This window comes from Enterococcus sp. MSG3299 (genome assembly GCF_050555765.1).
In the GTDB taxonomy this organism is placed as follows: domain Bacteria; phylum Bacillota; class Bacilli; order Lactobacillales; family Enterococcaceae; genus Enterococcus; species Enterococcus faecalis.
Genome location: NZ_CP187869.1, coordinates 1,305,211 through 1,323,644 on the forward strand (window position 1 = coordinate 1,305,211; position 18,434 = coordinate 1,323,644).

Annotated in this window: 20 protein-coding genes; 19 read left to right on the forward strand and 1 reads right to left on the reverse strand. The window is 38.6% G+C overall.

Translation table 11 applies throughout. The annotated features are described in order from the left end of the window. Positions 1-4 precede the first annotated feature (4 nt). Entirely contained in the window at positions 5-889 is an 885-nt protein-coding gene (locus IGL23_RS06425) for a YitT family protein (RefSeq protein ID WP_002357595.1), read from the reverse strand. Positions 890-1,012: 123 nt separating this feature from the next. Between IGL23_RS06425 and IGL23_RS06430 the strand changes: the two genes are divergently transcribed. The 19 genes from IGL23_RS06430 (at position 1,013) to IGL23_RS06520 (ending at position 18,374) form a co-directional block, all read left to right on the forward strand. Further along, positions 1,013-1,363: a nucleotide pyrophosphohydrolase gene (locus tag IGL23_RS06430; protein ID WP_002363944.1), complete on the forward strand. Its 351-nt coding sequence runs from the start codon at positions 1,013-1,015 to the stop codon at positions 1,361-1,363. Then, positions 1,356-2,135 carry a 4-hydroxy-tetrahydrodipicolinate reductase gene (gene dapB, locus IGL23_RS06435; protein WP_002357591.1) on the forward strand — a complete coding sequence of 260 codons (780 nt, stop codon included), beginning with the start codon at positions 1,356-1,358 and terminating at the stop codon, positions 2,133-2,135. The genes IGL23_RS06430 and dapB overlap by 8 nt, the downstream gene beginning before the upstream one ends. After that, on the forward strand, positions 2,132-3,352 hold the full coding sequence (locus IGL23_RS06440; protein WP_002365655.1) for a CCA tRNA nucleotidyltransferase: 1,221 nt from the start codon (positions 2,132-2,134) through the stop codon (positions 3,350-3,352). The genes dapB and IGL23_RS06440 overlap by 4 nt, the downstream gene beginning before the upstream one ends. Continuing rightward, positions 3,352-3,726, forward strand: a complete 375-nt coding sequence (locus IGL23_RS06445) for a thioesterase family protein (protein ID WP_033595197.1) — start codon at positions 3,352-3,354, stop codon at positions 3,724-3,726. Before IGL23_RS06440 ends, IGL23_RS06445 begins: the two co-directional genes overlap by 1 nt. Positions 3,727-3,815: 89 nt before the next feature. After that, positions 3,816-4,271 carry a hypothetical protein gene (locus tag IGL23_RS06450; protein ID WP_002357586.1) on the forward strand — a complete coding sequence of 152 codons (456 nt, stop codon included), beginning with the start codon at positions 3,816-3,818 and terminating at the stop codon, positions 4,269-4,271. Positions 4,272-4,759: 488 nt separating this feature from the next. Then, entirely contained in the window at positions 4,760-5,626 is an 867-nt protein-coding gene (gene aroE, locus IGL23_RS06455; RefSeq protein ID WP_002369402.1) for a shikimate dehydrogenase, read from the forward strand. A 36-nt stretch (positions 5,627-5,662) separates the two neighbouring features. Then, entirely contained in the window at positions 5,663-6,688 is a 1,026-nt protein-coding gene (gene aroF, locus IGL23_RS06460; protein ID WP_002363948.1) for a 3-deoxy-7-phosphoheptulonate synthase, read from the forward strand. 22 nt (positions 6,689-6,710) lie between these two features. Continuing rightward, positions 6,711-7,787 carry a 3-dehydroquinate synthase gene (gene aroB, locus IGL23_RS06465; RefSeq protein WP_033595195.1) on the forward strand — a complete coding sequence of 359 codons (1,077 nt, stop codon included), beginning with the start codon at positions 6,711-6,713 and terminating at the stop codon, positions 7,785-7,787. Between the two features lies 1 nt (position 7,788). Further along, a complete protein-coding gene (aroC, locus tag IGL23_RS06470) occupies positions 7,789-8,955 on the forward strand; it encodes a chorismate synthase (RefSeq protein WP_010713405.1) in 1,167 nt (388 codons plus the stop codon). A 33-nt stretch (positions 8,956-8,988) separates the two neighbouring features. Further along, positions 8,989-10,083: a prephenate dehydrogenase gene (locus IGL23_RS06475; protein WP_002379446.1), complete on the forward strand. Its 1,095-nt coding sequence runs from the start codon at positions 8,989-8,991 to the stop codon at positions 10,081-10,083. A gap of 6 nt (positions 10,084-10,089) precedes the next feature. Beyond that, the gene (aroA, locus tag IGL23_RS06480; RefSeq protein ID WP_033595193.1) at positions 10,090-11,376 is read left to right on the forward strand and encodes a 3-phosphoshikimate 1-carboxyvinyltransferase; all 1,287 of its coding nucleotides are present in this window, start codon (positions 10,090-10,092) and stop codon (positions 11,374-11,376) included. A 19-nt stretch (positions 11,377-11,395) separates the two neighbouring features. Then, positions 11,396-11,902 carry a shikimate kinase gene (locus IGL23_RS06485; RefSeq protein ID WP_010777637.1) on the forward strand — a complete coding sequence of 169 codons (507 nt, stop codon included), beginning with the start codon at positions 11,396-11,398 and terminating at the stop codon, positions 11,900-11,902. Between the two features lie 7 nt (positions 11,903-11,909). After that, the gene (gene pheA / locus IGL23_RS06490; protein WP_002379448.1) at positions 11,910-12,758 is read left to right on the forward strand and encodes a prephenate dehydratase; all 849 of its coding nucleotides are present in this window, start codon (positions 11,910-11,912) and stop codon (positions 12,756-12,758) included. A 143-nt stretch (positions 12,759-12,901) separates the two neighbouring features. Continuing rightward, positions 12,902-14,074: an LCP family protein gene (locus IGL23_RS06495; protein ID WP_002384513.1), complete on the forward strand. Its 1,173-nt coding sequence runs from the start codon at positions 12,902-12,904 to the stop codon at positions 14,072-14,074. Positions 14,075-14,149: 75 nt separating this feature from the next. Further along, positions 14,150-14,998 (forward strand): DegV family protein, encoded by an 849-nt coding sequence (locus tag IGL23_RS06500; RefSeq protein ID WP_002382324.1) that lies wholly within the window; start codon positions 14,150-14,152, stop codon positions 14,996-14,998. Positions 14,999-15,191: 193 nt separating this feature from the next. Further along, on the forward strand, positions 15,192-15,386 hold the full coding sequence (locus IGL23_RS06505; protein WP_002357574.1) for a hypothetical protein: 195 nt from the start codon (positions 15,192-15,194) through the stop codon (positions 15,384-15,386). Between the two features lie 11 nt (positions 15,387-15,397). Beyond that, complete coding sequence (locus tag IGL23_RS06510) at positions 15,398-15,874, forward strand: hypothetical protein (RefSeq protein WP_002357573.1); 477 nt, start codon at positions 15,398-15,400, stop codon at positions 15,872-15,874. A gap of 77 nt (positions 15,875-15,951) precedes the next feature. Beyond that, on the forward strand, positions 15,952-16,284 hold the full coding sequence (locus tag IGL23_RS06515) for an ACP phosphodiesterase (RefSeq protein ID WP_002357572.1): 333 nt from the start codon (positions 15,952-15,954) through the stop codon (positions 16,282-16,284). Positions 16,285-16,319: 35 nt separating this feature from the next. Next, the gene (locus IGL23_RS06520) at positions 16,320-18,374 is read left to right on the forward strand and encodes a cation:proton antiporter (protein ID WP_002360309.1); all 2,055 of its coding nucleotides are present in this window, start codon (positions 16,320-16,322) and stop codon (positions 18,372-18,374) included. Positions 18,375-18,434: the final 60 nt, after the last annotated feature.

Sequence of the window (18,434 nt, forward strand, 5' to 3'; positions counted from 1 at the left end):
TTATTTATTGTTTTAATTTAAAGCGCCGTTGTTTGCTGGGTTTTGCATAAGTAAAGCCTTCGCCAATTGCTTCATGTACGTTAATGATGGACACAAAGGCTTTTTCATCTATTTCATTAGCAATCCGTTTGACTTCCATTATTTCTCGAGGGCTGACTACCGTGTAGAGAACCCGTTTTTCCACTTGTGAATAAGCACCTTCACCATTTAAATATGTTACTCCACGTTCTAAAGAAGCCATTAAACTTTGACCGATTTCTTCGGAATGATTGGAAACAATTAAAATTCCTTTCGCAGCATAGGCTCCATCGAGTACAGAATCAACAACACGACTGAAAACAAAGGACACAATTAAAGTATACATCATTCGTTTGACATCAATATAGGTCAACGAGAGGAGTAAGACTGCAACATCAAAAAGTAACAACGAGCGGCCCATGCTAATCCCAAAGTATTTTTCGAAAATGCGGGCAATGACGTCGGTCCCACCAGTGGTTCCGCCTACGCGGTAAACAAGGCCACTCCCGAATCCTGCGGCCAAACCAGCTAGGAGAGCAGCAATCAATAAATCATGATCTAAATTAATTTCAACAGGAAATTTTTGCCAAAACCACAAAAATACCGATAACGACACGGTACCAATTAGCGTATAATAGAGGGAACGTTTGCCTAAAATTTTACCACCAATTAATAAGAGCGGAATATTGATTAATAATGTCGTATATGCTGGGTTAAAATGAAATAAGGCTCTTAAAATCAAAGTAATCCCCGTGACACCACCTTCGGCCAGGTCATTGGCAATATTGAAAGTAACCAAACCAAAGGCATAGATACAGCTTCCTAATACAATAAATAACACATCTTTAAAATAAAATCTTTGTTCTTCCATTTAATCACGTCCTTTTACAGTATAAACTGTATCATTCTCTATATAAAACAACAAGTAGAACCTTTCCAGATAGCCAAGTTTTTGATAAGATGTAGGAGGTAGAGTAAGAAAGGTTGGGGTAAAATGTCAGAATCAGAACAACGTAGTTTGCAATCGATGCAAACAGAAGTTGATGATTATATTCAACAGTTTAAAACAGGCTATTTTTCACCATTAGGACAAATGGCTCGTTTGACGGAAGAGGTCGGAGAATTAGCCCGTGAAGTCAATCATTATTATGGTGAAAAACAGAAAAAAGCAGACGAAAAACCAAAGACAGTATCAGAGGAACTTGGAGATGTCTTTTTTGTATTGATTAGCATGGCAAATTCTTTAGAGATTGATTTAACCGAAGTTTTTGAAGAAAATATGGCCAAATTTAACAAGCGGGATCGCTATCGCTTTGAAAGAAAGGATGGGAAAACACATGATTAAAATAATTGTCGCTGGGTTTAAAGGACGGATGGGCAGTACTGCTACACAAATGGTCTTAGAAACCGCAGACTTTGAATTAGTAGGTGTGTATGATCCTCATGAAGCACAAGAAACTGTTTCTTTCAATGATGAAACAGCAATTCCCGTTTTTCAGCGCTTAGAAGAAGTCCTAGCTGTCAAACCAGATGTTTGGATTGATTTTACGGTTCCTGAAGCCGCCTATCCAAATACGCGTTTTGCGTTGGAACACGGTATGGCGCCTGTTGTTGGGACTACAGGCTTTACGGAAGAACAAATCAACGAATTGACAAACCTATCTCGAGAAAAAGCCATCGGCGGCTTAATTGCGCCAAACTTTGCAATTGGGGCAGTTTTAATGATGCAATTTGCCCAAAAAGCGGCGCAGTATTTTCCAGATGTGGAAATCATTGAATTACATCATGATAACAAATTGGATGCACCGAGTGGAACGGCTATAAAAACTGCAGAAATGATTCAAGAAGTTCGGCCAGCAAAAAAACAAGGGAATCCGCAAGAGGTAGAATCAATACCAGGGGCACGCGGGGCTGATTTCGAGGGTCTGCGAATCCATAGTGTCCGCTTACCTGGTTTAGTGGCACACCAACAAGTCCAATTTGGTAGTGTAGGTGAAGGGCTCACTATTCGGCATGATTCTTATGATCGGCGTTCATTCATGACAGGAGTGGCGTTAGCTTGTCGGCAAGTGGTACAGAGAACAGAACTACTTTATGGATTGGAACAGATGCTATGAAATTGACAACTATTCCAAACGAATTTAAAGAAGCCGCTCCCGTTATTCGCGAAATCAATGCACAGGGCTTTGAAGCGTATTTTGTCGGGGGCAGTGTCCGTGATGCTTTATTAAATAAACCAATCCATGATGTCGATATTGCGACAAGTGCCTATCCAGAAGAAATCAAGCAAATTTTTAAACGAACCGTTGATGTGGGCATCGAACATGGCACAGTCCTTGTATTGATGGAAGACCAACAGTATGAAGTAACAACCTTTCGTACCGAGTCAACTTATCAAGACTTTCGTCGACCAGATGAAGTCACCTTTGTTCGCTCCTTGAAAGAAGACTTAAAACGGCGAGATTTTACGATTAATGCCTTGGCGCTTGACAGCACAGGCGAAATCATTGATTTATTTGATGGTATCGAAGATTTAACTAATCAAACCATTCGTGCAGTCGGTAATCCCCATGAGCGGTTTCATGAAGATGCTCTGCGAATGATGCGGGGCTTACGCTTTGCTAGCCAATTAGATTTTAAAATTGAAGAAAAAACCTTAGCCGCTATCGCTGAATTTCATCCTTTATTGGAAAAAATTTCAGTAGAACGCATTACAATTGAATTTGTAAAAATGCTTTTAGGGGTTAATCGACAAGGTGGCTTAGCTCCGTTTATTGAAACAGAATGCTATCAATACTGTCCAAAATTACGAGAACAAGGGGCTGGACTTTTTCGTTTAATGGACTTGCCTGCTCGTCAAATTGAAACAGAAGCAGAAGCGTGGACGTTACTTATCCAATCATTGAATTTACCAGAAGCAGAAATTCGCTCCTTCTTAAAGGCTTGGAAACTTTCAAATCAATTAATCCAAAACGTTTCACAATTAGTACGCGGTTTGCGTTTTCGCTTGAGTAACGACTGGCAGCCAATGATGCTTTATGAATTAGGCGAAGAATCAGCAGTACTTGTTGAAAGGCTTTTATATTATTACCAACAAGAGAGTCAAGTACAAGTAACAAAAGAGTTAGTTAAGGCATTACCCATCCATCAAAGACATGAATTGGCCATTACAGGAAAAGACCTTTTAGCCGTCTTAGAAGAAACACCAGGCAAATGGTTAGGGGAACTGATCGCTGAAATCGAGCAACACGTTGTTGAAGGTAGCTTAGAGAATAAACAAGAAGTTCTGCTTTCGTTTGCCAAAAAACAACGTTCAAAAGGAGAGAAAGCATAATGCCAACAGAAATGTTCACAAAAGAATTCTTGGTGAAAGAATCACAAATGGCTAAAATGCTCGGTTCTGGTGACTTAGAAGTTTTAGGAACCCCTGCTTTAGCTGCCATGATTGAACAAACAGCCAAAGAAGCTGTGAAGGACCAATTATCAGTTGGGGAAACAACTGTCGGAACGGTGTTAGAATTGCGTCACTTATATCCATCCGCGGTAGGGTCGACAATCGTTGTTACGATGACCAACATTGAACAGTCTGCGCACAAAATACGCTATGAATTTGTTGCTTATGAAGGAGAACGACAAATTGCCAAAGGTTTTCACCAACGTGCAGTAGTTGAGACTGATTCTTTTTTAAAAAGAATAACAAAAGATTAAGAATCTACAGCGAAAGTTTGTGACCGTTTATCAAAAGTATGGTAAACTAATAATGTAAGAAATTATTTTTAAGTAAGGAGATTTGTGCTATGGCTAGAGAAATGACAGGACTTAAATTTTATTTCAGAAATGGTGAAACTTGGACGATTGATCGTCGTTTTATTGGTGATTTATGGATCAAACATATTACAACAAGTTTTGGCCGTATCCATGGTAGTGAATTTGTTGAAATTCATCCATGTGAAGGGTTCAAAATTGAAATTTTCCAAGAAGGAGATCATGTTCAAACCCACGATATTAACTTAGGTGGCTTAGAATTAGGGATGTTCTCTCGTGCTTTAAAATATGAAGATATCGAACGTATGGAAATTCTTTACAAAAATGGCACACCAGATTTAGTTTATTTCCCTTACAAAGATAAAACAGATGAGGGCTTGGATAACATCTATCAATCTACAAAAGTCAGCGAAAAAACTAAAAACTTATACATTGTTATCGATCCAACACAAACAGTTGATGATGTATACGCTGAAGAATTAAAATAATTTTTGCTCCACAGGAATCAGTGAAATGACTGGTTCCTGTGGCTTTTTTCAGTCTTTTTACGAATAAAATAACATTGGTTTTAATGGAATAGTCAAAAAAATAAGCGAATAAGTGTTGACACATGTTTTTTCTAGCGGTATACTGTTAACAATTCTTAATTAAATCAGTTTTGGAGTGATTCTTATGACAACAACGAAGAAAAACCATACACAACTGAATAACTTTTACTTTAGCTATTTTAGATAGGTTTGTATTCATAACATTATGGGTACAGACAACAAACGTTTGTATCTATAATGGCTAGGGAAATTTAAGATGACTTTCAGCCATGTAGATTTAAGAAAATCTATAGTGGCTTTTATATTGCTTTTTTGTAGGGTATTCACTGTAGATTTTTCTTAAAATTTACTGTGAATATCCTTTTTGTTTGGCCAAAAATTAGGATTTCAGAAACTTACTAAAAAAATTTCGTAAAGGAGCACACAGGATGAAAGAAATAACTGGAGCTACTCGTTTAGCTGGGTTATTCGCGAAACCCAGCCAACACAGTATTTCACCGTTGATTCATAATACAGCATTTCAAAATTTAGGAGTTGATGCTCGGTATCTGGCGTTTGACGTTGGACAAGAGACATTGCCACAAGCAATTGAAGCGATTCGAACGTTTCACATGTTAGGGGCCAACTTATCAATGCCCAATAAAGTGGCGGCTGTAAGTTATATGGATGAACTAAGTCCTACCGCTCAACTGGTTGGCGCAATTAATACGATTGTCAACAAAGATGGAAAACTTTACGGAGACAGCACGGATGGTACTGGTTTTATGTGGAGTTTGAAAGAGAAAAAGGTTGACGTTTTTCAGAATAAAATGACCATCTTAGGAACAGGTGGTGCAGCCTTATCAATCATTGCCCAAGCTGCTTTAGATGGCGTGAAAGAAATCGCCGTTTACAACAGGAAAAGCGCGGGGTTTAACGACAGTCAAAAAAAACTGGCAAATTTCACTGAACGAACCAACTGTGTAATTCATTTAAACGATTTAGCGGATACTGAAAAACTAGCAAAAGATGTTGCTGAAAGCGTCTTGTTAGTTAATGCAACGAGTGTGGGTATGCATCCACATGCACATAGTAGTCCTATAGAAAATTATGCAATGATTCAACCGAAGTTATTCGTGTATGATGCTATTTATAATCCCAGAGAAACACAGTTATTAAAAGAAGCCCGTTTACGTGGCGCAGAAACAAGCAACGGCTTGGACATGCTACTTTATCAAGGAGCTGCTGCTTTTGAACAATGGACAGGACAAAAAATGCCTGTATCAGTCGTAAAACGTAAAATTGAAAATAGATAAAAAGAGCGCCGTTTAAAGGCATGAGGAGAGAATATAATGATCGTAATTATGAAAGAAAATGCAACCGAAAAGCAAATGAAACAAGTCATTGATTTAGTAACAGGTGCAGGCTTAACTACTCAAACAAGTCAAGATAATGGAAAAACAGTGATAGGCTTGATTGGTGATACAGAAAAATTAGTTGAAGCAGAGTTAACAGCATTAGAAGGCGTGGAGAAAAGTGTCCGCATTTCGTTGTCATACAAACTAACGAGTCGTTTATTTCATCCAGAGAATACAGTGGTTGATGTGAACGGTGTTAAAATCGGTGACGGCAGTATGACCATGATGGCGGGCCCTTGTTCAATCGAAAGCTTAGATCAGATTCGTGAATGTGCGCGAATTGCTAAAGCTGGCGGTGCAACAATTTTACGAGGTGGTGCATTCAAACCTAGAACGTCGCCATACGCTTTCCAAGGACTAGAAGAAGAAGGACTAAAATACATTCGCCAAGCGGCTGATGAATTAGATATGCAAGTCATTACAGAAGTAATGGATGAAGCGAATTTAGAACTTGTCGCAAAATACAGTGACATTTTACAAATCGGTGCGCGCAACATGCAAAATTTCAAGTTATTACAAGCGGTTGGTAAAACTGGAAAACCTATTGGCTTAAAACGCGGGATTGCTGGTACGATTGATGAATGGCTAAACGCAGCTGAATACATTGCTGCGCAAGGGAATTTCAATGTGATCTTCATTGAACGTGGGATTCGTACGTACGAAACCGCTACGCGCAATACACTTGATTTAAGTGCGGTGCCTTTAATTAAAAAATTAAGTCATTTTCCAATTATTGTTGATCCGAGTCATGGTGTTGGTATCTGGGATTTAGTACCGCCAATGGCCCGAGCAGGTGTTGCTTCAGGTGCGGACGGCTTGATTGTAGAAATTCACCCAGATCCAGCGAATGCGTGGTCAGATGGGCCACAATCCTTGAATGAAAAAACTTACCTACGTATGATGAAAGAAGTTCATATCATCGAAAAAGCAATGAAAGAAATTAATGCTTTAGAAGATTAGTAAAGACAGAGGAGTAGAGGACATGAAATTAACCGTAACGTTACCTACACATTCATATGATTTAACCATCGAAACAGGTGCCTTAGATAAAATTGGCACCTGGGTACGTAGCCTGTGGCAGCCACAACGGGTAGCGATTATTACCGATGAAACGGTGAATAAATTATATGGCGCAGCTGTTGAGAAAGAATTGCAAGCTGCTGGTTTTGAAACATCATTGATTGCTGTAGCGGCAGGTGAACAAAGTAAGAGCCTCGAAACAGCTCAGCTGCTTTATGATTTTTTAGCGGAACAGCAATTGACTCGAAGTGATGGTCTAATTGCTCTAGGTGGAGGCGTTGTGGGAGATCTAGCTGGATTTGTCGCTTCAACCTATATGCGCGGTATTCACTTTTTGCAAGTACCAACAACCTTACTGGCACAAGTAGATAGTAGCATTGGAGGTAAAACAGCGGTTAACACTAAAAAAGCCAAAAATCTTGTCGGTACTTTTGCCCAACCAGATGGGGTTTTAATTGATCCTAATACACTTAAAACATTAGAACCTAGACGTGTGCGTGAAGGAATTGCAGAAATTGTAAAATCAGCAGCTATCGCTGATGTTGAATTGTGGCACCGTTTATCCTCTTTGGAAAATGAACAAGATTTAGTGGCACATGCAGAAGAAATTATCACGGCCTGTTGCAAGATTAAACGTGATGTCGTCGAAGAAGATGAATTAGATTTGGGCTTACGTTTGATTCTGAATTTTGGGCATACGATCGGCCACGCATTAGAAAATACAGCTGGTTACGGGGTGATTGCTCACGGTGAAGGCGTTTCTTTAGGAATGATTCAAATAACTCAAGTCGCAGAACAACGAGGGCTTTCCCCACTTGGGACTACCCAAGAGTTAGTCACCATGCTAGAAAAGTTCGATTTACCAGTAACGACAGATTGTTGGCCAGAAGAACGTCTCTATCAAGCAATTACACATGATAAAAAAACACGTGGGGGACAGATTAAAATCATTGTCTTAGAAAAAATTGGTCAAGCGAAAATTGTCTCTTTACCAACGGAAGAAATTCGAGCATTTTTAAATAGAGAAGGAGGAATTTAAGATGCGCTTTATTACAGCAGGCGAATCACATGGACCTGAATTAACTGCTATTATTGAAGGCTTACCAGCCGGTCTTCCTTTAAGTAGCGAAGAGATTAACCGAGAATTAGCAAGACGTCAAGGCGGTTACGGTCGTGGGGGACGGATGAAAATTGAAAAAGACCAAGTACGTATTACTTCGGGCATTCGGCATGGTAAAACACTTGGCTCACCAGTAACGTTGATTGTCGAAAACAAAGACTGGAAAAATTGGACCTCCGTGATGTCAGTAGAGCCAGTTCCTGAAAAACAAAAGAAAATCCGCCGCGTCAGCAAACCACGTCCAGGACATGCTGATTTAGTCGGTGGCATGAAATATCAACATGATGATTTACGGAATGTTTTAGAACGGTCTTCGGCACGAGAAACAACGATGCGTGTGGCGATTGGTGCGGTTGCTAAAAAACTCTTAGCTGAACTGAATATCCAAGTCGCTGGGCATGTCGCAGTATTAGGCGGGATTGAAGCTACGATCCCTGAAAATTTAACGATCCGTGAAATTCAAGAACGGTCTGAACAATCTGCCGTTCGCGTATTAGATCCTTCCGTAGAAGAAAAAATGAAAGAACTAATTGACCAAACCAAGAAAAATGGCGATACAATTGGTGGGGTAGTAGAAGTACTTGTGGGTGGCGTTCCAGCTGGCTTAGGTAGCTATGTTCAATGGGATCGTAAACTAGATGCCAAAATTGCGCAAGCTGTTGTAAGCATCAATGCTTTTAAAGGTGCTGAGTTTGGCATTGGATTTGAAATGGCGCAACGCCCTGGTAGTCAAGTGATGGACGAGATTGTTTGGGACGAAAGTACAGGTTATACCAGAACTTCCAACAATTTAGGCGGTTTTGAAGGAGGAATGACCAACGGAATGCCAATCATCGTTCGTGGTGTCATGAAACCTATTCCAACCCTTTATAAACCATTGCAAAGCGTAAATATTGATACAAAAGAGCCTTATAAGGCCAGCGTTGAGCGCTCTGATAGCACGGCAGTACCGGCCGCTAGCGTTGTTTGTGAAGCCGTTGTTGCAACGGAAGTAGCGAAGGCTATGCTCGAAAAATTTGATAGTGACTCATTTGAACAAATGAAAGAAGCAGTGAAACGTTATCGTCTATATACTCAAAACTTTTAATGGAAGAAAGTCGCAAGTATATGGAGGGAAAAAATGAAGAAACGTATTTTAATCGTAGGATTAGGGCTAATCGGGAGTTCACTGGCTTTGTGTATCAAAAAAGGACATCCCAACAGTGAGATTATCGGTTTCGATAATCAAGCGGAGTCAACTGAATTTGCTAAGAAAACGGGTCTAATTGATGAGATAGCTGAATCTTTAACAAGTGGGGCAAGACGAGCAGAGATTATTTTTCTTTGTTCCCCAGTTAAAGCAACTTTAGTACAACTAGAAGAATTAAACCAATTATCACTAGAAACTGCTCTGATCACAGATGTGGGTAGTACCAAGGTGGAAATTAATCAGTTAGCAACAAAGCTTAACATGAAAAATTTTATTGGTGGTCATCCAATGGCTGGTTCACATAAATCTGGCGTAACAGCCGCTGATGAACGTTTGTTTGAAAATGCCTACTATATTTTTACCGATGACCATGGCGAAAAAAACAAACAGATTCAGGAGTTACAAACGTTACTAAAAGGAACGCATGCGAAGTTTATTACGATGCCTGCACAGGAACATGATGAAATTACTGGTGCTCTAAGTCACTTGCCACATATTGTTGCCGCAGCGTTAGTGAACGAAAGTCAGCAACTGAATACCACTTACCCTAGAGCGCAGCAGCTAGCGGCTGGAGGATTCAGAGATATTACTCGAATTGCTTCCTCTGATGCAACGATGTGGACGGATATTTTATTAAGCAATCGCTTAGTATTATTGGACTTACTAGAAAATTGGCAAAAAGAGATGACTACTGTTTGCCAATGGTTAACAGAAAAAAATGCCCCAGCTATTCGTAATTTTTTTGATAAGGCCAAAGAAACACGTGCTCAGTTGCCCATTCATAAAGAAGGCGCAATCCCAGCTTTCTATGATCTGTTTGTTGATGTACCAGATCAACCAGGAATCATTGCTGAAATTACGCAAATTTTAGGCGAAGCGGACCTTTCTCTTACAAATATTAAAATTTTAGAAACGAGAGAAGAAATCTATGGGATTCTTCAATTGTCTTTTAAAAATCAACCAGACTGCCAAGCTGCAAAACAAATTTTATCTAAAAAAACGAACTATACGTGTTACGAAAAATAAGAGGTGATGAGGGTGCAACTACGTACAAATGTGAAACATTTACAAGGGACTCTGATGGTTCCTAGCGACAAATCGATTTCCCATAGAAGTATTATGTTTGGAGCGATTTCTTCTGGAAAAACGACGATTACAAATTTTCTAAGAGGCGAAGATTGTTTAAGTACCTTAGCGGCGTTTCGTTCTTTAGGTGTGAACATTGAAGATGACGGGACGACAATCACCGTTGAGGGGCAAGGATTTGCAGGCTTAAAAAAGGCGAAGAATACAATTGATGTTGGAAATTCAGGGACAACAATTCGTCTAATGCTAGGCATTTTAGCTGGCTGTCCCTTTGAAACGCGCCTAGCTGGTGATGCGTCTATTGCTAAACGACCGATGAATCGTGTGATGCTTCCTTTAAACCAAATGGGAGCGGAATGTCAAGGGGTTCGACAAACGGAGTTTCCGCCAATTTCTATTCGCGGGACTCAAAATTTGCAACCGATTGACTACACAATGCCTGTTGCGAGTGCTCAAGTGAAATCGGCTATTTTATTCGCCGCTTTGCAAGCCGAGGGCACTTCTGTAGTGGTTGAGAAAGAAAAGACACGTGATCATACAGAAGAGATGATTCGACAATTTGGTGGGACACTTGAAGTAGACGGTAAAAAAATTATGTTAACTGGACAGCAACAATTAACAGGTCAAAATGTGGTAGTTCCTGGTGATATCTCTTCTGCAGCTTTCTTTTTAGTTGCGGGTTTAGTAGTCCCAGATAGCGAGATACTTCTGAAAAATGTTGGCTTAAATCAAACGCGGACAGGTATTTTAGATGTGATTAAAAACATGGGTGGTTCCGTCACTATTTTAAATGAAGATGAGGCCAATCACTCTGGCGATTTACTTGTAAAAACGAGTCAATTAACAGCTACAGAGATTGGTGGCGCTATTATCCCACGTTTAATTGATGAGTTACCGATTATTGCTTTGTTAGCCACTCAGGCTACTGGCACGACAATCATTCGAGATGCAGAAGAATTGAAAGTCAAAGAAACCAATCGGATTGATGCAGTAGCGAAAGAATTAACAATTTTAGGCGCCGACATCACGCCTACTGATGATGGCTTAATTATACATGGACCAACTTCTTTACATGGTGGAAGAGTTACCAGTTATGGGGATCATCGTATCGGGATGATGTTACAAATTGCTGCATTACTTGTAAAAGAAGGCACTGTTGAATTAGATAAGGCTGAAGCAGTTTCAGTTTCTTATCCAGCATTTTTTGACGACTTAGAACGTTTAAGTTGTTAACGAAGGAGGATAACGAACCATGGAAAGCATTGTTTTAATTGGTTTCATGGGTGCGGGTAAAACAACTATCGGCCAAAGTTTGGCCAATAAACTAAAGATGCCTCATCTTGATTTAGATACAGCGTTAATTGAAAAAATAGGACGCTCAATTCCTGACTATTTCGAAAAATATGGTGAAGCAGCTTTCCGAGAACAGGAAACCCAACTTTTAAAGGAGCTGTCAAAAAATACAGCCGTCCTTTCAACTGGTGGCGGGATTGTTGTCGGACCAGAAAATCGTAGCTTATTGAAATCTTTTCAGCAAGTGATTTATTTACATGCGACACCAGAAGAGCTGTCAAAAAGAATCGCAGAAGATACTGAAAACCAACGCCCCTTAGCTATAGAACGTTCTTCAAAAGAAATCATTACTTTATTTGAGTCTCGTAAAAATTTTTATGAAGAATGTGCGAAGATGACAATTGATACGACCAATCGCTCACCAGAAGAAATTATCAATGAAATTCTGCAACAATTAAAGGAGTAGAGAAACGATGAAAGTTGGTTATTTAGGCCCGATTGGTTCCTTTACGTACAGTGCAACGTTGGCTGCTTTTCCTGATGCTACATTGATACCGTACGCATCGATTCCAGCTTGCTTGAAAGCAATTGAACAGCAAGAAGTGGCATGGAGCATTATCCCAATAGAAAACACGATTGAAGGAACCGTTAATGCATCGATAGATTATTTGTATCATCAAGCGCAGTTACCTGTCCAAGCAGAGTTGGTTTTACCAATTCAACAACAATTAATGGTGGCAAAAGAGAATCAATCGATCTGGCAACAAAGTCAGAAAATTTTATCACACCCGCAAGCATTAGCTCAATCGCAGATGTTTCTAGCGAAAAACTTTCCTGAAGCGATTTTAGAAGCAACGCCTTCAACAGCTTACGCCGCCAAATACATTGCAGAACATCCAGAATTACCTTTTGCAGCTATTGCACCAAAACTTTCTGCGGAAATGTATGATTTGACCATTGTTGAAAAAAATATACAAGATTTATCGGTAAATCAAACCCGATTTTGGGTTCTTGGTTCTGAAAATTTAGCGATTTCTTTCCCGCTATCTGAGAAAAAAATAACGCTGGCGATTACGATGCCAAGTAATGTTCCTGGCTCTTTACACAAAGCATTAAGCGTGTTTAGTTGGCGAGGGATTAATCTTAGCAAAATAGAATCGCGGCCGTTGAAAACAAAGCTCGGAGAGTACTTCTTTTTAATGGACTTAGTGAATGATCAACCAGAAAAACTAATTGAAGCAGCTTTAACAGAACTGGAACTGATTGGCGCAGAAATAAAAATTTTAGGGGATTACCCGATCTATGTTTTGTCCACACTTTAAAGAGTTAAAAATGAAAATGAAGCTTACTTATTAGATAAAGTGAGTTTCATTTTTTATTAAATTACATATTTGTAATAGGAATTTCCTGCGAAATGAGGTATCCTAAGAAAGGTGATAAAACACAGAGGTAAAGGAGTGACACGATGAGTCGTGTAGATCGTTATAAACATATTCATGAAAAATCGAGACCAGCAGAGCATAAAAAGACCTTTAATCCCCGAAAATCAATGGGTGAACATAGAGAAGAAGAACCAGAAGAACTAGCTGAAAGCCTTCAAGAGCCAGTTTACGAAGACAGCTATACTGAGGACAGTCGCAGAAGTGAGAGGCGACATCAAACAGATTCAGGTGGTGGCAACGGTTCTGACCAACCACCCCGCGGAAAAAAAGACAAGAAACCAAAAAAGAAACGTAAAAAATCAAAAACAAAACGCTTTTTCAAATGGCTAGTGATCCTATTGATTCTGTTATTTGCCTATAGTACAGTCATGTTTTTAAAAGGAAAATCTGCAGCAGAACATGATGACTCGTTGCCTCAAGAAAAAGTAGAAACATTTAATGGTGTCAAAAGTAGCAACGGGGCTAAGAATATTTTAATTCTTGGCAGCGATACACGTGGGGAAGATGCTGGACGAGCCGACACAATAATGGTTCTCCAACTAAATGGACCATCAAAAAAACCGAAATTAATTTCATTTATGCGTGATACATTCGTGGACATTCCTGGTGTCGGGCCGAATAAAATTAATGCCGCATACGCTTATGGCGGTGCTGAATTGGTTCGTGAAACGTTAAAACAAAACTTTAATTTAGATACGAAATATTATGCTAAGGTAGATTTCCAATCATTTGAAAAAATTGTTGACTCTATGTTTCCAAAAGGTGTCAAAATCGATGCAGAAAAATCACTGAATTTAGATGGTGTTGATATTGAAAAAGGGCAACAGGTCATGGATGGACATGTCTTACTTCAATACGCTCGCTTTAGGATGGATGAAGAAGGCGACTTTGGTCGGGTTCGTCGCCAACAACAAGTTATGTCAGCTGTAATGAGCCAAATGAAAAACCCAATGACTTTATTAAGAACCCCAGAATCACTTGGGAAATTAGTCGGCTATATGTCGACAGATGTGCCTGTTAGTTTCATGTTAACGAATGGGCCATCATTGTTGATTAAAGGAAAAACAGGGGTTGAGTCATTATCGGTTCCGGTACCAGATTCTTGGAATTTTGGTGAATCCTCTTATGCAGGCAGTATTTTAGAAGTAGATGAACAAAAAAATGCTGACGCCATCGAAAAATTCCTGAACGAATAAGGAAAGCATTTTAAAATATCCTTTTTTATGCTATATTAGAAACAACGTGGAAAATTAGTGAAACGAGGTTACAAAATGAAAATTGCTATTGTGACAGATAGTACAGCTTATTTACCCGAGCGCATTAAAGATCATCCGAATCTTTTTGTAATTCCCATCCCAGTCATTTTAGATGGAAAAATATACAACGAAGGCATTGACATTGAAGCAGATGAATATTATGCATTGCTAAATAATAGTAAAGAATTTCCGACGACTTCACAACCTGCTTTAGGAGAAGTGTTAGAGCTTTACAAATCAATCGCTGAACAAGGGTACGACACCATCATCAGCATTCATCTTTCTTCAGGAATCTCTGGTTTTGTTCATACATTGCACGGACTTACTGATGAAATCCCAGGCGTTGCTTTGTATCCATATGACTCAAAAATTACAAGTATGCCAATGGGACACATGGTAGAAGCTGCTTTAGATTTAACAGAAGAAAAAGCCAGCTTAGAAGAAATTTTTGCCAAATTAGATTTAATTCGTGACAATACGTATGCATATCTAATTGTAGAAGATCTGAACAACTTAGTTCGTGGCGGTCGCTTAACGAATGGCGCAGCCTTGATTGCTGGACTATTGAAGATTAAACCTATCTTGACTTTTGAAGATGGAAAGATTGTATTATTTGAAAAAATCCGTTCAACAAAGAAAGCTTTTGCTCGTGCAGAAAAGATTATTGGTGAACGAAACGCAGGGATTGAAGCACCAGTTAAACTGTACGTGATTCATGCCAATAACCGCATCGTTGCTGAAAAAGAACAAGCAAAATTACAAAAGCTATACCCAAATGCAGAAATTGAAATCGGTCATTTTGGTCCAGTTATCGGGACCCACCTAGGGGAAAAAGCAATTGGTTTAGCGATTTCAGCTCAATAATAAAAGATGAGACAAAAGTAAACTACTTCTGTCTCATCTTTTATTCTATTATTTTGTCGTTTGCTGCTGTTACTCAGCCGGATACTTTTTGTTTATAAGAAAATGTAAAATTACTCCTTTTTATTAGAAAATATCTTGCAAATTAAGCAATTCCTTACAAAGTAATGTATACTAAGGAAGAGGAGGCGGTTAAATGAAAAGAAATATAGCCTTGTTGCAAAGCGAAAAAATGAAAAAAGTTCAAGCTTTAGCAAACTACTACCAAGAATCAATTGACTTACCGCCTGGAAAAAACCGTGAGGCGGTTATCAAAAAGATTAATGAATCAAAAAAAGAAATTAAAGAAATAAATGATATATTAACAGATATTCAAAAGAAAAAGAAATAAAGGAGTCGTTTGTGATTATCGATGGATTTACGTTATTGCTATTTTTATTTGTCGTCGTTATGTATGGTTACTTTTACTTCGTACGTAAAAGTATTGTAATTCCGGCTGCAAAACATCCTACAACAAAATATTTAGTTGCTTTTTTTAGTTTAATGATTCTGGCCAATGCATTTTCGGCAGGAGATAAAATTGAAATGATTCGAAGTGTGTTATATATTTTGATTATCTTCAGTTTTCTTTACGATGCAAGAGGTTTTGCGGAGGACTGTATTATTACGCATCCTTTTGACAATCGGGGCACGGCCTTTAAAGATATCGAAAAGATTGTCCTTGTTCAAAAGTCGAACGGTATTCGTTTAGGGTATTTAAAAAAAGGCAGAAGAGGGGTGGTTTTACGCTTTTCTGCGCCACTAGAAGAAATGGTTCTTTTTCTTTCAACACGGATGAATGAAGAGGCAGAAATTGATATTATTGTTAATGAAGATTAACCATGTTCAGCTCCTAGAAATCAGCTTTTCACGCGTTAAGTTTTGTCTGAATTTCTTTTGAAAAAAAGAAAGCAATTTTGCTTGTACTTTTGGTAAAATTTGTTATAATTAGTCAGATTAAATTTTGGAAGGAAGTTGTTTCGGTGAGTGAAGAATTTGAAAAGTGTGTCGCTGACTTGAAAAAGAAATATCAAGCAATCCCTGAAGAAAAACGACAACACTTTGCAGAACGTATGCAAAAGAAAAATTTCTTACGCTACAAAAAAATTGAATTAATTAAAGGAGAACTTCTTCGTTTAGAAGCACGACGCGCTCAATTGGAACTTTGCGAACGCAGTTCTGAGTTAGAAGAAGTCGAAAAGAAAATTATTCTTAAAAAGAAAAAATTACTTAAATGTTTTGATCGGTAAGTCAATAAAAATTTAATATAGAAGGGAATGATAGGATGGAATTTACCTTTCTAATCATTGTTTTTGCACTGTCTATTACCTTCTCAAACATATTCAACCGGATTGTTCCCGTCATTCCGCTGCCAATTGTGCAAATTATTGTAGGCGTTCTAATTGGTTTAACTAAAATGGGGCAGGAAATTGAATTTGAGCCTGAAGTGTTTTTAGTAATGATTATTGCACCGCTTTTATTTAGAGAAGGGGAGCTAATCAATCTGAAAGCAATGATGAAAAATTTCGGGATGATTCTTTTCTTGGCCTTTTTTGGTGTGTTAATTACCTTAGTCGGAGTCGGCTGGACCTTGCATATGATTTTGCCTACTTTACCATTAGCCGCTTGCTTCGCTTTTGGGGCGGCTTTAGGGCCAACGGATGCGGTGGCGGTAGGTTCGTTATCAGGTCGAATTGACATTCCTGAACGTTCGATGAACATTTTATCTGGTGAAGGACTCATTAATGATGCATCAGGCGTTACAGCCTTTCAATTTGCATTAGCGGCTTTATTAACAGGGTCATTTTCGCCGGTGGAAGCGGCAGGGACCTTGGTTATTTCCAGTATTGGTGGAGCGGTAGTCGGAATCGTGTTAGTTCTATTAAAACAGCAAATTGTTCATTTACTTGAAACTGCAGTGGCAAAAGATGTTACAGGCTACTTGTTGATTGAATTACTCTTGCCATTTATTGCTTATTTAATTTCAGAGTTGATTGGCGTTTCTGGAATTATTGCTGCTGTGATTGCTGGAATTATGCAAGCGTCTAGTTTGAAAAAAGTTTCGCTTTTTGAAGCAGAGCTGTCAAATGTTGGCGAAAGTATTTGGAGTATGATTGAGTTCACTTTAAATGCCTTAGTTTTCTTATTCTTAGGAATTGAACTTTCTCAAGTGTTTTCGCCAATTTGGATTGACCAACAATATTCAAACTGGTTCCTACTAATGGTTGTTCTAATTATTAGCGCCGTTGTCTTTTTGATTCGTTTCTTAGCCATTTTCAGTGTTTACACGCTTCAACATGGCCTTAAGAAAGTTAAAAACGCAATGAATGAAATGCTGATTTTAACTTTTGGCGGTGTTAAAGGAACAGTGAGTTTAGCCACCATCTTTATTTTGCCAACAGCGATTAACGGGGAGCATTTTAAAGAACGACCGTTATTACTATTCATTACGGCTTGTGTTATTTTGGTGACTCTGATTGGCGGGATTCTAGTTTTACCATTTTTAACTGATTCAGAGACGGAAGTGGAAAATGAAGAGTCAGTCGAAATTGATTTATTACGTGATGTCATTGATGTCTTAAAACAGCAAAATGAAGAGAATCCTCGTGGTGAAATGAATGCGGTCATTGAAAATTATCAAGATCGTTTAAAAGAATTGTATACCGAGCAGCTAAGTGCGGAACGAAAACAAGAAGTGCAAGAGTTGCGGACGTTAATTGTGTCCATTGAACGAGACGGCTTAGAAGAAAGTCTGAAACAAGGAGAAATTAGTGTCAGAAGTTATCGTATGTATCAACGCTTGATTACACGGATGCAACGGTCGATTGCCAAACAATTATTATCGATTGTAGGCTTTTGGTTATTATTTGCTCGACAAATCATTTCGATTCTTTTACATCCTAAGCTATTTTTCAATCGTGGTGAAGCTTCTGAAGAAGAAAAAGAATTACGAAATGAAGAACTAGAAAATATTCGCCAAGTTTTTCTAAGAAATTCTCAAGTTATTCTGAAGAGTTTAGATAATTTGCGCGGTGTCTATGATGATGATTTAATTGATTTCTTCATTGACGGACGCTTGGATTTAGCCCATAAGTTTGAAAAAGGCGAATTTATTGATTCATATATTGTTCATACGGAGACAGACTATGTCAAAGACCTATTATTAGGCTTCCAAGAAGAACGACGGATGATTGATCATTACGAACAATCTGAACGCATTTCAATTATCGAAGCGAACGAGTTACGAAAAAATGTCAATTTATTAGAGAGTTATTCGATTAGCGGCGAAGTGAATAACGTTCCGCTGAAACGATTTGTTAAAAATTTTAATAAAGAATAAGTAATAGTGTATGAGAAGAGTTGATATCTCCTTCAAAATTTAAAAATCCTATAACTAAAT